Origin of the sequence: Stenotrophomonas humi (assembly GCF_001431415.1) — a bacterium.
In the GTDB taxonomy this organism is placed as follows: Bacteria; Pseudomonadota; Gammaproteobacteria; order Xanthomonadales; family Xanthomonadaceae; genus Stenotrophomonas; species Stenotrophomonas humi.
Window position 1 is genome coordinate 19,901 of sequence record NZ_LDJI01000020.1, and the last position, 15,470, is coordinate 35,370.

10 protein-coding genes are annotated in these 15,470 nt (G+C 65.6%); all 10 read right to left on the bottom strand.

Translation table 11 applies throughout. From position 1 onward, the window contains the following. Positions 1-177: 177 nt before the first annotated feature. Positions 178-2,091 carry an N-acetylmuramoyl-L-alanine amidase gene (locus tag ABB26_RS10605; RefSeq protein ID WP_057633902.1) on the bottom strand — a complete coding sequence of 638 codons (1,914 nt, stop codon included), beginning with the start codon at positions 2,089-2,091 and terminating at the stop codon, positions 178-180. Positions 2,092-2,468: 377 nt separating this feature from the next. Continuing rightward, a complete protein-coding gene (locus ABB26_RS10610; protein ID WP_057633905.1) occupies positions 2,469-4,220 on the bottom strand; it encodes a hypothetical protein in 1,752 nt (583 codons plus the stop codon). Beyond that, positions 4,217-6,379, bottom strand: coding sequence for a hypothetical protein (locus tag ABB26_RS10615; protein WP_057633907.1), 2,163 nt, complete (start codon positions 6,377-6,379; stop codon positions 4,217-4,219). Before ABB26_RS10615 ends, ABB26_RS10610 begins: the two co-directional genes overlap by 4 nt. Next, complete coding sequence (locus tag ABB26_RS10620) at positions 6,376-7,530, bottom strand: BatA domain-containing protein (RefSeq protein WP_057633910.1); 1,155 nt, start codon at positions 7,528-7,530, stop codon at positions 6,376-6,378. The genes ABB26_RS10615 and ABB26_RS10620 overlap by 4 nt, the downstream gene beginning before the upstream one ends. Then, positions 7,527-8,426, bottom strand: coding sequence for a DUF58 domain-containing protein (locus ABB26_RS10625; protein ID WP_057633913.1), 900 nt, complete (start codon positions 8,424-8,426; stop codon positions 7,527-7,529). Before ABB26_RS10625 ends, ABB26_RS10620 begins: the two co-directional genes overlap by 4 nt. A 13-nt stretch (positions 8,427-8,439) precedes the next feature. Next, the gene (locus tag ABB26_RS10630) at positions 8,440-9,429 is read right to left on the bottom strand and encodes an AAA family ATPase (protein WP_057633914.1); all 990 of its coding nucleotides are present in this window, start codon (positions 9,427-9,429) and stop codon (positions 8,440-8,442) included. A 16-nt stretch (positions 9,430-9,445) separates the two neighbouring features. Continuing rightward, positions 9,446-10,162, bottom strand: coding sequence for a DUF4159 domain-containing protein (locus ABB26_RS10635; protein WP_425477256.1), 717 nt, complete (start codon positions 10,160-10,162; stop codon positions 9,446-9,448). 276 nt (positions 10,163-10,438) lie between these two features. Next, a complete protein-coding gene (locus ABB26_RS10640) occupies positions 10,439-11,773 on the bottom strand; it encodes a TldD/PmbA family protein (RefSeq protein ID WP_057633916.1) in 1,335 nt (444 codons plus the stop codon). 22 nt (positions 11,774-11,795) lie between these two features. Then, positions 11,796-13,430 carry a TldD/PmbA family protein gene (locus tag ABB26_RS10645; RefSeq protein WP_057633919.1) on the bottom strand — a complete coding sequence of 545 codons (1,635 nt, stop codon included), beginning with the start codon at positions 13,428-13,430 and terminating at the stop codon, positions 11,796-11,798. Positions 13,431-13,829: 399 nt separating this feature from the next. After that, a complete protein-coding gene (locus ABB26_RS10650) occupies positions 13,830-15,458 on the bottom strand; it encodes a TldD/PmbA family protein (protein WP_057633921.1) in 1,629 nt (542 codons plus the stop codon). Between the last annotated feature and the right edge of the window lie 12 nt (positions 15,459-15,470).

The window sequence follows — 15,470 nt, forward strand, 5'->3', positions numbered from 1 at the left end:
CGGGAATGCCGCAGCGGAGCATGGCTCCGCTCTACCGGCCCGGTTGATATGCGCAATGGCGAAGCAGGCCCCGCACAAAGCCCGCATGCATCGTTCAACTGCATGCGGGCCTTGTCACCGCTGTTCCATCAGCTTCGCGGCAAACCTCGCTCCTGCAGCGCCGGATTCCAGCGCGTGTCAGTTCGCTATCTGCACATCATCGATGTAGACGTTGAGGTCATACGCCGTATTGGCGTGATAGATCCAGATCGCATCGAGCTTGACGCTGGACGCGGTGATGCTGCCATCTCCACCGACCCAGGCGTTCCATTGCGCAGCGTCGCCCAGCGGCCAGGACACGTACGTCCACACGTTGGCCGCGATGGATCTGCTGGTCGAACGCTCGGTGCCGTCGCTGTCATCGATGCCGACGCCCACGCTGGTGCCACTGCCACCGCTCCACACCCAGAAGCCCAGCACACCATTGTTGCGGTTCAACGCGGTGTTGCTGGCCGGCGTGCCGCTGCTGGAGAGCAGGCGGACCTCCCAAGCTGCGCTGTTTGCGGTGTCGTCCTTCAGCAGCACGCGCAGCGAGCAGCTGCCGTTCTTCTGCGTGGTGCAGTCACGTGTGGTGGTGGATGCGGTGCTGATGCCGGTGGTGCTGCCGGAATAGCTCGGGCTGGTGTCGAAGTGACCGACGCTGCTCTCGAAGCGGTCGAGGAACGTAGTGGTGCCACCACCGCTGCCGGGATTGATCAGTGCGTAGTACTTGGACCAGTTCCAGTTGATGCCCGGGTCCGTATGCGTCTGCCCGCTGTAGTGCTGGTGGCCCTTGATCTTGACGCTGGTGGGTAGCACGTTGATGCCGCTGCTGGCTGCACCGCTGTAGGCACTGGCGCAGCTGATGGCGCTGTATTTGGCGCAGAAGTTGCGCACCAATGCGGCCGATGCTTCGTACATCGCATTGGTGTACCACGAGCTGTTGTCGACGAAGCCTTCGTGCTCGATGCCCAGCGTGTAGCCGTTCTGGCTGCCCACATGCCAGGCGGTATGCGCGTCGCGCACCATCTGCGTGACCTGGCCATCGGATGAGCGGATGACATAGTGCGCACTCACCTGCGCGCTGGCGTTCTTGAACCAGGAAATGGTGCCGGCATAGCTGCCCTGCGTGGTGTGGATGGTCACCGCGCTGATCGCGGCCGAGCGCGTGGTGGAGTAGTTGGAAGCGGACGCGGCGCTCCAGATCGCCGGGCCGTAATCGGTACTCTGGATCGTGGCATCAAGCAGCGGGCTGACCTGGGTGCCAGCACGTGTCTGCAGGGTCTCGCTGAGCGGATCAATGCGGAACGTATCGGTTTCAACGCGGTCATTGGCAACATCCAACCGCACCATCGGTGCGCGCAGCATGACCAGGCGCGATGCATCGAACGCGTCTTCCCATGCGATGGCGCGCTCGGGCACCACGATGCCACGGTCATTCACACCACGGTCCTGTGTGAGCAGCACGTCGTAGGCAAAGCTGGTGCGCGCATAGTCGTCGATGCCACCGGCTTTCTGCGCGGTTGTCGTCGATGCGGGTGCAAAGCCTGCGTAGCGCATCAGTGCCGGGCGAATGGCCTCTGCTGACGGCGTACTACCGCGCCTGGCAGCAGGAAAGTCCTGACGGATCTGTGCATCCAGCAAGGCCGCCGCTGCGAGGATGTTGGTGGCCGGCTGCCTGCGTACGGCATCGGCGCTTACCCCGAGCAGGCGTGCGCCATCTTCGACCTGGTTGGCGAAGCCACCGCCGGCGTACAGGCCCATCACGCCCCATGACGGTGGCATGCGCAGATGTTCACTGTCCTGCGTAGCCGCCGGTTGCAGGTTCGACCAGCGACTCTGCACGTACGCCATCGCTTCCAGCGTACCGGCAGGAATGGCGGGGTACTGTCGATACGCTTGCTGGAAATAGCGTAGATACAGTGCGCGTTGTGGTGCGAGACGTGCTTCTTCGGCATTCAACTGCGTATCTAGGGCAGAAGCCTGGTTGAAGCTGGACTGTGCGAGTGCTGGTGCGGTCACGAGACTGGAGATGACGGCAGACAGCAGCACGGCGGCATGGCGATGCATCATCGTGTGAACCCCTAGGCTGTGGATCCCCTGTGGTTGCCGTTCTACGGGAGTGGCCGGGCCTGGAAGTGAAGGTTTCCACCCGTGATGGCGACAGTGCGCACCGGTCTGCAGTGCGGGAGTGATGCAGGTCACAACCTGACGTTGGATTTCTGCTGAGGCTTTGCGCCGATGCGGCGGGTGCGGGTACGTCGCCCGGGCAAGTGCGGCGTACCCGGAGCTCTCAGCGGGTGCGTGGGCACTACGCAGGCTGGGATGTCATCCGAGCCTGCGGATTCACTGTTGATCCCGCTTGGGCCAGCGCCAGAGCCGCCTCGCCTTTGCCATGTACAAGGGACGGGATGGTTCCCGTTTGCATGGGGACGCTGGGTTTGCCCGCGCTACGTTCCCTGGCCAACGTGTGTTGCCTGCGGTCGACGTCGCTCCAGCCACCACAACAATGCGGCGACCAGTACGAAGGCGAGCAGCCAAGGCCAGCGCGGGCCGGGTACGTGAGTACTGCGGGTGGTGTCCTGGTGGGCGTTGCCACGCAATGCAAACGTTGCGTCGCGGGTCTGTTGTGCATGCAGGGCGCGTGCATCGCCGGGATTCAACAACAGCAAGGTCGCCTGTGCATCACCGGCGATGATGGTGTGCCAACCCGGTTGTGTCGGCCACCATCCACTGCAATTGTTGGCGTGCGGATCGGGCAGCAATGCGGTGCGGCTTCCATCCGGCGCCAGCGCCTGCGTACCGGCTGGCAACCCGCACAGCGTTGTGCGTTCGCCGACCCAGCTCCAGGCGGGCAGCTGCGAAAGCGGTGCCGCTGGCAGGGGGCGCGCCAACACTGCCAGCACGCGGTTCCACAGTTCCGCGTGATGCGGCGCGTGCCCGGCGAGCACCAACGTGTAGCTGTCGCTGATCGGCAGCACACCCAGTCGCCCCTGACCGATACCGCGCCAGCTGCCGACACCCGTACCGTCGGCAGCATGCAGCAAGGGCACGACATCGCTGCCGCCAGCAGTCACGTTGAAGCGTTCAAGCATCGGCACCGGAGTGCTTGTCTCGACGCTCTCCGCCGGGTCCGTGACCAGCTTCATGGGTGTGGTCTGCTCGCCGCCACGCACGTCCAGACCCCACTCGCGCAGGGCGCGGCGTGCATTGCCGTCCAGCGGGCCGCCCATGCGCACCAGCACGCCAAGCCCGGCGCGCATCGCCGCGCCTATGCTGCCGCGTTGTGCCGAAGACAGGGCGGCGAGCCTGCGCTCGTCGAGCAACAGCAGATCGAGTTTGCCCAGACTGGAGGCATCCAGCGCGGCCGGCGCATCGCCCAGCTGCAGGCCACCGCCCACCTGGATGCCGGTCTGCAGCGTTGCGCCGGTATCAGCGGCCCAGCGTTGCAGATACTTCAGTTCCGGGCCGGGCGCCGCAGCCAACAGCCGCAGCGCCGGTGCGGCAACGGCGCGCACGCGCACCGGTACCGGCAAGTGATCCAGCACTTTGCCGTCGGCATCAAGCACGCGCAGGGTGAAGTGCACATCGCCAGCATCGCGTGTGCTGGATGCAAGACGTACGCGGCCGTCCTTGTCCGGCGCCGCGATATCGGCACGGTGGCCGGAAGGATCAAGCAGCTCGACGCGTACACCCGGCAGTCCCTGCACGCGGCTGCTCACTTCAAAACGCGCACCCGGCACCAGCAGCGGCGGTGCCTGCAGCTCAACCAATCCCTTGGGTGCGGGGTTTGTGATGATTCGCAATGCAGCGGGCAACGCGCTGTCGCGATCCCGCGCCGGCAAGCCTTCGCCAACGATGACCAACTCGCGTGTGCCCGGGTGCTGTCGCAAGGCGGTGGCCAGATCCGGTACCTGTGCAACGTCGGCCATCGCCGCCGCTTCCGGCAGACGCAGACGCGTGGCAGCCGGCACCTTGGCCAACTCGGCCGCCGTGGCATCGCGCGTGGCGATGACCAATGTGCCGGCCTCAACCGGATGCGTGGGTGGAGACAGCGTCAGGTACAGCAACGCTGCAGCGGCTGTCTGCAGCAGCAACAGAACAGCAAGACGCAGACGCGGTGGACGCGGTGCCATGCACAGCCGCACGCTGGCGACCATCAAGGCCGCACCGATGATGGCGATGGGCAACCAGCTCGTCACGGGCGCTCCTGCGGTGCCGCCAAGGCATCCAGATAACGACGGCCGGCAGCATCCGGCGCGTTGCGACGCGCGGGCGGGCCGAGTGGGCGTTGCAGTGCCGGCCACAACTGCTCGCGCAGACGTTGGCGGCAGGATTGGCAATCCGGTTGCTGGCGTACGTCATCAATGGCGGCGATCACATCGAGTGGATCCGGCCAGGCCTGCGGGTGTGCATCCAGCCAACGCGACAGCGCATCCAGATCAACCTTGCCATCGTTGCTCGCCAGTGCCTGCCAGGCATCGGCGACGATGTTGTCGCCGGGCGGTCGCGTCGCCAGTTGCAGGCCACGACTGCCCAGGCCATCGCGCTTGCCGGTCATGCGCCGGGCCATGTCGATGGGCGGCAAGGCGCTGCCGACGCGTGCCAGGTAGATGCGTTCGGCCTGCTGTACCTGTTTGATGAACCCCAGCGCCTTGTACGCATACGGCAATGCCAGGTCGGGATGGCCTTGGCGCAGATGGCCTTCGGATTGCCACATCTGATCGAGCGCGGCCTTGAGGATGGCGCGGGTCTGTGGATCGAGCAGGGTGGCTGCTTCGGCGTGATCGTGGGTGTGGCCGTACTCGGACAGCACGTCGGTGGCGCTGCCGAATACCGGTGCTCCCTCGCTGGTGGTGCTGTTGCCGTGATCGTGGCCGTCGTCGTGCGCGTGCTCATCGGCGTGGTCGTGGTCGTTGTCGGTATCGGCAGCCGGTGCGTCGCTGGTGGGCATGTCGCCGGTCGGTGGTGCCTTGGCGCCGCCTTCGGCTTCCTCGCCGAGGAACTGGCCATAGCGCAGGCGCAGGATGCGTTGATCCACGCCGATGGCGTCCGCGCGCTTGATGAAGGTTTCCGCATCCAGCGTGCCGCGCTGTTTCTGCAAGGCCTCGGCATCGATGATGATCTGCCGCTGGCTGCGGAAGTAGGCCGGCATCACCTTCTTGATCGCGCCTTCCAGCTCGCTGGTCTGGACTTCCTGTTCGCTGGGCAGGCGCAGGATCAGGCTGGCACTGCGCGCTTCCTGCGGCTGCGGGTTGCGGTTGTCGCGCACGGTCAGGCGCGCGACCAGCTCATCGCCCGGGCCGACACCCAACGCCGCAAGGTCCGCGCGGTAGGCAAAGCGCCGCGCGGTGGCTGGGCCAGTGCCGCTCAGGGTGAGTTGGCGCTGCTGGAACTCGATGTTCTCGCCACTGCCCTTGGCGGTGGTGATATCGAGCGTGGCGCCGGAATTGATGCCGAAATCATCGGTGGCTTCGAAGCGCAGCTGCCATTGGCGCTGGTTGGGCGTGGCCTGGTTGAGCGTCTGCGCCGGCTCCAGCACCTTCACCTGCGGCGGACGATCGGGCACCACGTCGAGCCGGTACGCGCGGCCCGGTGTGGCCAGCGCCGGCTCGGTGACGATGCGGTAAAGCCCCGGGCGTTGCAGTGCTTCACCGGCTTGCCAGTGCTCGCCATCGCGTTGCAGCGGCAGGCGCCGGCCATCATGGAACTGCAGCCAAGCCTGTTGTGGCTGCGGCGCGAACTGCAATTGCCAGTGCAGGCGGCTGCCCTGTACTGCGCGCACGTCGAGCTTTTCGCCCGCCGTGGCGGCCTGGCCGGTGTAGGCCGGCGGTGTGACCCGCAGGCGCGTGGCGCGCAGCGCCGGTGCCTGCGGATTGCTGGATGCCGCCCCGGTCGCGGCGACATCAACGTCTGTGCGGCTGGACGTGGCAGACGGCCACGCCACCGCACCGGCCGCGATCAACAGCGCGATGCCGGCGCACAGCAGCAGGTGCTTCACCGGCCATGCCTGGCGAAGATCCGGCGCGTTCTCGCGCAGACGCTGTTGTACATGCCGTTGCTGACGCTGCTGCAGCGGATTCAACGCTGCCGGCGTGGCGAACAACAGGTCGGCGCTGTCCTCGAAGCGTGGATGCTCGTTGAGCCGTGTGACCAGCCACGCTCCATCCAGCCGACGCGCGCGCCACATCGCCAGCCCGGCGACGGCGAGCAGGCCAACGGTGAGTACCACTGTCGCCACATCCGTATCGGCGATGCGCCATGCCAGCAGCGCGAGTGCGAGTGCGATGGGCAGGCCGCCGAGCACGCTGATCGCCAGCACCCGGCGACGTGCCCGTTGCAGCAGCGGGTGCCGGCTCATGCCTGCCCCCGACGACGGCGGGCGCTGGCCATCCAGCGTTCAAGCAGGAACAGCAGCGCGATGGCGGCGATCAGCCACGGCGCCAGTTCGCGTGCCGGCTGCGGGTAGCTGGCTGCACCGGTGTCCGGCGTCATCGCTTCGGCAGCGGCGCGGCGAGGTGCGGGCAGCGGTTCCAGCAGCATCCGCAGCTGCTGCGGGAAACGCGCGTCCAGCAACGCGGGCATTGAGGCTGGATGCAGCACGCCGGTCCAGCGCCACCAGCGCTGGCTGTTGTGGGTGATCTGCTCCAGCAGCAGGTTGCCGGCGTCGTCATGCCACAACGGCGTCCGTTGCGCGTCATGCGGAATCGGCAGCCGCGCATCAACCAGCAGCGTGCCGCCACGGTCGGCCCAGACCAGCAGCTCGGCAGGCAGCGGCTTGCTCGACAGCCACACCCGCACGGCGGGGTTGTCGGTGAAGGCCTGGGCATCATCGGCCGCGTTGAGTTCGGTATCGGGCTGCCACGCGTGGTTCAGCGCACGCAGATAGCGCAATGCGGCCTTGCCTTCGGCGTCGTGACGCACCTGCAACTGCGGTGCAGTGCGTGTTGTCGGCACTGCTTGTGCGCCGGCCGTTTCGATCACCTGCCAACGCACCGCGCGCGACAACTGCGGACGTTGCGCATCCCAGCCATCGACCACCGAAGGAACGATCACCGTCAGCGGCGCTTCGGCTGGCAGCGTTGCATCCAGTTCGCGTAGCAGGCTGGCGATGGGCTGCTGCGCGGCCGGTGGCGTCGTGTCCGGCTCGATGCGCGGGAATGCCGGTGCCAGCCACAACCAACGCGCTTCCGGCTCAGCGACAACGGCATGCGCCTTGTCCAAGGCCACGCCGGGCAGTACCGCGACGCGCGGCGTGGTATCGCGCAGGCCTTCCAGCGCCGGACGGGCCAGCAGCACCGCCAACAGCGCAAGCAGCAACAAACGCACCAGCAGCAGCGGCCATTCGTCGAAACGGATGCGGCGGCGCGGACGCGGCTTGGCCGACAGCCAGCGCAGCGCGGCGAAGTCGATCAGTTGCTGCTGGTCACGCCGCGCAAGGTGGATCAGCAATGGCAGCAGCAATGCCGCCAGCGCGAACAAACCGGCCGGGAACAGCCACAGCAGGCTCACGCAGCGCCTCCACGTCGGCCGAACACGCGCTGCAGTGGTGCGTCGATGGGCTCGTCGAGGAAGGCGGTGTCATGGCGGATGCCGGCCGACTGCAAACGCGCATCCAGCGTGCGCCGTGCTTCGCCGAAGCGTGCGAGATAGTCGGCGCGTACGCTTGCGCCATCGCTCAGCAGCTCATCGCCGGTCTCGGGATCACGGAAGCGGTGGCCGTCGCGGAACGGGAAATCGCGCTCCTCAACGGTGAGCAGCTGCAGATGCACCACGTCACGACCGGCCTTGGCCAGGCGTTCGGCCAGTTCAATCGTCGCCTTGTCGAAGCCGTCGCCGATCATCACCACCAGATCGTGCGCGCCGATGCGCTCCCAGATCGGCTTCAGCTGCTCCGCGCCGGGCCATTGCCCGCGTGCGTGCAGGCCATGCAGTTGCAGGTGCAGCCGGTCGCGCTGGCGCAGGCCGTTACCGGCCGGCAGCAATTGCAGGCCGTCGCCGTTGATGGCGATCAGCCCAAACGCATCGCCCTGTTGCAGGGCCAGTTCGACCACGCAACCGGCCAGTGCCTCGGCCGCGTGCAGCCGCGTCCACTCGCGGCGTGCCTGGTCGGCCTGTTGCATCGATGCCGTGGCATCGAGGATCAGCCACACGGTGAGCGGGCTCTCGCGTTCTGATTCACGCACGAAGAAGCGGTCCGAGCGGGCGTACAGCTTCCAGTCGATCTGGCGCAGCTCATCGCCCGGTTCGTAGGCACGGTACTGCGCGAATTCCAACCCGGCGCCGCGGCTGCGGCTGGCATGCATGCCGATGCCACGGCTGCCGCTGGCCCGCTGCGGCCACAGGCGCAGCGCACGCAGGCGACTGCGCACGTCGGCGGGAATCAGCGGTGGAGCCGGCGCCATCACTGCGAGTTGCCGATCAGGCCGGGAACGGCATCGCGCGCAGCAGTGCGGCGATCACGTCATCGGCACTCTTCTGCTCGGCTTCGGCGGCGAACGACAACAGCAGGCGATGACGCATCACGGGTGCGGCCAGCGCCAGTACATCTTCCCGGGTAGCGGCGAAGCGCCCATGCAGCAACGCACGCGCCTTGGATGCCAGTACCAGCGATTGGCCGGCACGCGGGCCAGCACCCCATTTGATCCAGGTGTTCACTTCGTGCGGCGCGCCCTCGCCGGGGCGGCTGGCGCGGACCAGGCGGGTGATCCAGCTCAGCAGATCGGGGCTGACATGCACGTCGCGCACCGCTGCCTGCAAGGCCTTGACCGACTCGGCGTCCATCACCTTCGGCACCACGCCACCGCTGCTGCCGGTGGTCTGGGCGAGGATGTCACGCTCTTCGGCTTCAGTGGGATAGTCCACGCGCACATGCAACAGGAAGCGGTCCAACTGCGCTTCCGGCAGCGGATAGGTGCCAGCCTGTTCGATCGGGTTCTGCGTGGCCAGCACGAAGAACGGCGAGGGCAGTGTGTAAGTCGTTCCGGCGTAGCTGACGGTGCGTTCCTGCATCGCTTCCAGCAACGCGGCCTGTGTTTTTGGCGGGGTGCGATTGAGTTCGTCGGCCAGCAGCAGGTTGGTGAAGATCGGTCCTTGCTGGAAGCGGAACGCACGCTTGCCGGTGCCGTGGTCTTCTTCCAGCAGCTCGGTACCGAGGATGTCGCTGGGCATCAGGTCCGGAGTGAACTGCACGCGCCGGAACTGCAGCTCCAGTGCCTGCCCGAGCGAGCGCACCAGCAGCGTCTTGCCGAGACCGGGCGCGCCTTCCAGCAGGCAATGGCCGCCGGCCAGCAGGCCGATCAACAGCTGTTCAACGACTGCGTGCTGACCAACCACGGCCTGGGCCAGCGCACCGCGCAGTTCGCCCAGGCGGGGCAGCAGGGAATCGAGATCGTGGGTAGGAGCGGTCATGCGGTCACCAGTGGGGTCAGTGCGTCAGTGCGTACATCACGATGTTCACGCCGAACTTGGTGTTGTCTTCGGCCAGGAAGCGCTTGTTGCGCCAGTCGTAGTCCCATTCGCAACCGTAGTCCTTGTTGCTGTAGAGCACGCCCAGGCGGCCATCGATGTCGATGCCCTTCAGATAGTCATGGACCAGATCGTCGCCCCAGCCATTGAGCTCGAAGCCGGTGGCGGGCGGGCCTTCGGGGAATTTGAAAAAGCTGTTGTACAGCGCGTGGTTGTTGGGCAGCTTCTTCAGGCCATTGGCACCGAAGATGCTGCGCATCTGCGCTTCGAACGAGGTGGCGAACAGACCGTCGATGTCGTGGTTGCAGTCATCGACGAAAACGAAGCCGCCGTTGCGCACGTAGCGCTCGAAGTTGCGGCGCTCGTCGGGATTGAACTCGACCAGCTTGTGCCCGGCCAGGTAGCAGAACGGTGCGCGCAGCATCTTCGGGTCGGACAGCGCGATGACGTGCTCGGTGGGGTCCACGCGCAGCGTCGTGTAGTCCACCAGCGAGGTGATCAGGTTGGACGGCATGCGCGCGTCCACGTCCCAGTCGCCGGAGTCGTACTTCAGGCGCGTGAACCAGAAGTCGTAGCGGCTGGCCTGTGCCTGCGCCCGTCCGGGCAACGCAGCCGCCACCGCGCCGCCAAGCAGCAGCTGCAGGAATTGCGCTCGCGTTAGTGGGGGCAGGGACAAAGGCAGGGAATCTCTGAAGCGCTGGAACATAAGCCCCTCTCCCGCATGCGGGGTGAGAGGGGACGTTTGCGAACCATTGGTTCGCGGCCCGTCGAACGCCCTTGCGCCAGCGCAAGGGCTGGGGCGCGGAGCGGGGGTTGGGGTGAGGGCGCTCTGAAAGCACGTAGAGCAGGATCTGCCCTCATCCGCCCTTCGGGCACCTTCTCCCGCAAGCGGGAGAAGGGATGAAGCAACAGCTCAAAGCAACAGCTCAAAGCAACGGCTCAAGCCAAGCTGTTACACCGCATCGGACAACGACGAGAACGTGAAATCACGCAGTTTCATCGGCGGGATCATCATCACGAAGCTGGACTCGTCGCCGGCCACGCGCACCGGCTTGCCCAGTTCGTCGATGTTGTTGAGCATGATCACCGGCGATTCGTTGAAGCGGAAATTCTTCACCGGATGCTTGATCTGGCCGTTCTCGATGTAGAACGTGCCGTCGCGGGTCAGGCCGGTCAGCAGCACGGTCTGCGGGTCCACCATGCGGATGTACCAGGTGCGGGTGACCAGGATGCCCTTCTCGGTGCCGCGTACCAGCTCGGCGATGGACTTGGTGCCGCCGCCCATCAACAGGTTGCCAGCGCTGGCCTTGGCCGTCTTGCCCTGCTTCTGGGCCCAGTAGCGCGAGTAATCCAGGTTGGCGATCTTGCCGTTCTCGATGATGGCGATGCGCTCACGCGGCATGCCTTCGCCATCCCACGGCAACACTGCGGCATCGGGGTGCCATGGGTCGGCGAACAGATTCACCTGCGGATCGTAGACCTGCTCGCCCAGCTTGTTGCCGCCGCCCTTCTTGGACAGGAAGCTGCGGCCTTCATCGGCGGAGCGTGCACTGAAGAAATTCATCATGAAGCTGATCAGGCCGGCTGCAGCTGCCGGTTCCAGGATCACCGTGTACTTGCCCGGCTCCAGCGCTTTTGCTTCGGCCGATTCGGTGGCCTTGCGCTTGGCAATCTCGATGTCCTGATCGGCCTTGAAGTCGGCAGCATTGGCGAGGTTGCGGCCCACCCAGCCCGAGCCACGACCGTCTTCGGTGCGCACAGTGCAGGTGTAGTTGAAGTTGGTGGTCTTCTGGTAGCCGAAGTTGCCATTGCTGTTGGCGATGGCGACAAAACCGTTGCCGTCTTCCAGGAAGCCGGCGGCGATCAGGCCATGACCACGGCACGGTGCGATCGAATCGGCCGCCACCTTGGCGCGGAAATCCGGGTCGATGGCGGCGGTGGATGCGCTGAAGGTCGGGCTGGCGGTGTAGTTCTGCTTGCCGATGGCCGGCATGAACTCGGGATTTTCCGGTGCCAGCCTGGCCAGGTCTTCGGCGCGGCGTACCACGCGTTCCAGTGAGGCGTCGTCGAACTCGTTGATCGAGGCCGTGCCCACGCGCTTGCCAAAGGCCACCTGCACGGCCAGTTCGGCATTGCTGACGATGCCGCTGGTGGACACGTTGTTCAGTGCGAAACGGATGTTGCCGTCGACCGAGCCGGCCAGCGTGGCGGTGCATTCATCGGCCTTGGACAGCGCGATGACCTTGTCCAGGATGGCCTTGGCTTCCTGTTCGGTGAAGATGCTCATGGTTCTGAAAGCTCCTTGACGATCAGCCGAGGCTGCGCGCGGTATTGATGACATTGATGCCGTCGAAACGGGCGGTGGACGAGCCGTGCGACACCGCCGAGACCTGGCCCGGCTGGCCCTTGCCGTCGAAGAATGAACCGCCCAGGCGGTAATCGCGTTCGTCGGCCACGGCGCTGCAGGCGTTCCAGAATTCCGGCGTGCGGATCTGGTAGGCCACGTCCTCGAGCATGTGGGTGATCTGGCCGTTCTTGATCTCGTAGAACAGCTGCCCACCGAACTGCGCGTTGTAACGCTGCTGGTCGATGGAGAAAGAACCATCACCGATGATGTAGATGCCGTTTTCCACGTTCTTGACCAGATCGGCCACAGACAGCGGCGCCTTGCCCGGTGCCATTGACACGTTGGCCATGCGCTGGAACTGCACGCTGGACCACGAATCGGCATAGCAGCAGCCATCGGATTCGGTCTTGCCGAGGATGTGTGCCTGGTCGCGGATGGTCTGGTAATCGACCAGCTTGCCGTCGGTGATCAGGTCCCAGCGCTTGGTCTTGACGCCTTCGTCGTCGTAGGCGACCGCGCCGAGCGAGCCGGGCTGGGTCTTGTCGGCGAACATGGTGACCTTGTCGCTGCCGTACTGGAAACGCTGCTCGCGCTTGTCCAGCGTGGCGAAGCTGGTGCCGGCGTAGTTGGCTTCGTAGCCGAGCACGCGGTCCAGTTCCAGCGGGTGGCCGACTGCTTCGTGGATCGTCAGCCAGGTGTGCGACGGATCGAGCACCAGGTCGTACTTGCCCGGCTTGACCGACGGCGCCTTCAGCTTTTCCTGCGCGTGCTTGGCCGCGGCGATGGCATCTTCGCGCATGTCATAGGACTGTCCATAGACGGTCACGCCGTTGGGCAGCACGGTCTTGGCCGAAGCATCGCCGTCCAGATATTCAAAGCCCAGGCCCATTGGCGAGGACAGCCCGCCACGGGTGCGGAACTTGCCGCTGGCCTTGTCAATGGCGGTGACCGTCATCGGTGCCCAGATGCGGTGCACATCCTGGTCGATGTAGGAGCCGTCGGTCGAGGCGAAGTACTTCTGTTCGTTGACCAGGAACAACATCGAATTGACGAAGCTGGCGCCTGCGCCCATGGCGGCGGCATTCACGCCCAGCAGCAGGTCGGCCTTGTCCTTGATCGGCACTTCCATCGCGTTCTTCTTGATCGGCGTGCGCCAGCTCACCTCGCCGTAGCCCGGCGCCTTGGCGAACTGCACCGGTGCGGTCTGCACCTTGGCGTTGGCCTTGGCGATGGCGGCAGCCTGCTGCGCGGCCTTGACCACGCCGGCCGGGCTGAGGTCGTTGGTGGCGGCAAAGCCCCAGGCGCCGTTGACGATCACACGGATGCCGGTGCCGGTGGATTCGGTGTTCACCACGTTCTGGACCTTGTCCTCACGGGTGATGACGAACTGGCGCAGGTAGCGGCCGATGCGTACGTCGCAATAGCTGGCACCGGCGGCCCGGGCCGCATTCAGTGCGTCATCGGCCAGGCGCTTTTTCAGTGCCGGGTCGAGTACGGTGAGCAGCTGTTCGGCGGCAATGGCCTTGCCGAAGAAGCCGGGCACCATCAGGCCACCGGCAGTGAGCCCGGTCAGGGCGAGGAAGTCACGTCTTTGCAAGGCTGCTCTCCAATGGCACGGCCCGCGTGGCGGGCGTTACGGCAACGAACGACGATGGCTTCGCGGTGTTCTGCGAACCCTTCGATTCTTGCGGGCACACGATTGCAGCGGTAGTGACTTTAGACATGGGTGGGCAACATTCTGGAGATCAACGGCGCTCCCTCATCCGCCCTTCGGGAACTTTGCTCGGTGCCTCGGCCGCACATAGCGCGCGCGGCGTTCAGTCATGCGTGAGCCGGTGGCTCGCGGGCCGCATGCCTTCACCCCGCATGAGGGAGAAGGGGGAAGGCAGCTTGAATTTTCGAGTCCACGAGGCGCTTGAAGCTCGCGGTAAAGCAATCCCTTCTCCCGTTCACGGGAGAAGGTGCCCGAAGAGCGGATGAGGGCAGCGCTTCGTTCTTACCCCAGCGATCGTGCCGTATTGATGATGTTTACCCCGTCAAAGCGCGTCGTTGCCGAACCATGCGATACCGCCGACACCTGGCCCGGCTGGCCCTTGCCGTCGAAGAACGAACCGCCCAGGCGGAAATCGCGTTCATCGCAGATCGCGCTGCACGCATTCCAGAACTCCGGCGTGCGGATCTGGTAGGCGGCGTCCTCGACCATGCCGGTGATCTCGCCGTTCTTGATCTGGTAGCAGAGCTGCCCACCGAACTGCGCGTTGTAGCGCTGCTGGTCGATCGAATACGAACCGCGGCCGTGGATGTAGATGCCGTTCTCCACGTTCTTGACCATCTGCGCCGGGGTCAGCGGCGTCCTGCCCGGTGCCAGCGACACATTGGCCATGCGCTGGAACTGCACGCTCTTCCACGAATCGGCGTAGCTGCAGCCGTGCGATGCGTTCTCGCCGAGGATGTGCACCTCGTCGCGGGTGGCCTGGAAGTTGACCAGGATGCCATCCTTGACCAGGTCCCAGCGGCGGCACTTCACGCCTTCATCGTCATAGCCCACCGCGCCCAGGCTGTATGGCTCGGTCTTGTCGGCGGTGAAGTTGACGATGTCGCTGCCCCAGCGATAACCCGCGTCGCGCTTGTCCAGCGTGGCGAAGCTGGTGCCGGCGTAGTTGGCTTCGTAGCCGAGCACGCGGTCCAGCTCCAGCGGGTGGCCGACGTTCTCGTGGATGGTCAGGAACAGGTTGGACGGGTCCAGCACCAGGTCGTACTTGCCCGGTTTCACCGACGGAGCGGTGAGCTTCTCGCGCGCCTGCCTGGCGGCGGCAATGGCGTCCTCCACCGGATCATAGGAGCGCCCGTAGGCGACCAAGCCGCCGGGCAGCTGGTGCTTGTCGGCGGCATTGCCGTCGAGGAACTCCCAGCCCATGCCGGCCGGTGCGGACAGCCCTGCGCGGGTGCGGAACTTGCCGCTGGCCTTGTCGATGGCGGTGGCGGTGAACGGCAACCAGATGCGATGCACGTCCTGGTCGATCCACGAACCGTCGCTGGAGGCGAAGTACTTCTGCTCGTTGACCAGGAACAACTGCGAGTTGATGAAGTTGGCGCCGGCATTGATCGCGGCGGCGTTGATCGACAGCAGCAGGTCCACCTTGTCCTTGACCGGCACCGCCATCGCGTTGTGCCGGATCGGCGTCTTCCATTGCACCTCGCCGACGCCCGGCGTCGGTGCCAGCTGCACCGGCTTGGTCTGGATTTTCGCGTTGGCCTTGGCAATGGCCACGGCCTGGGCCACGGCGGCGGCAATGCCCTGCGGGTTGGTCTGGTTGCTGGCGGCAAAGCCCCAGGCGCCATCGACGATCACGCGGATGCCCACGCCAGCGGATTCGCTGTTGGTGACGTTCTGCACCTTGTCCTCGCGGGTGACGATGGCCTGGTTGAGGTAGCGGCCGATGCGCACGTCGCAATAGCTGGCGCCACCGCGCTTGGCCAGTGCCAGCACGGTGTCGGCCAGTGCTTTCTTCTTGGCCACGTCCACCGGCGCCAGCAGTTCCTCGGCGGCGATCAGGCGGGCGTTGGGCAGCATGAAACCGGCGAGGCCGAGGCCGGATAGCGCGAGAAAATGACGGCGTTGCATGGTGGGGCAGGA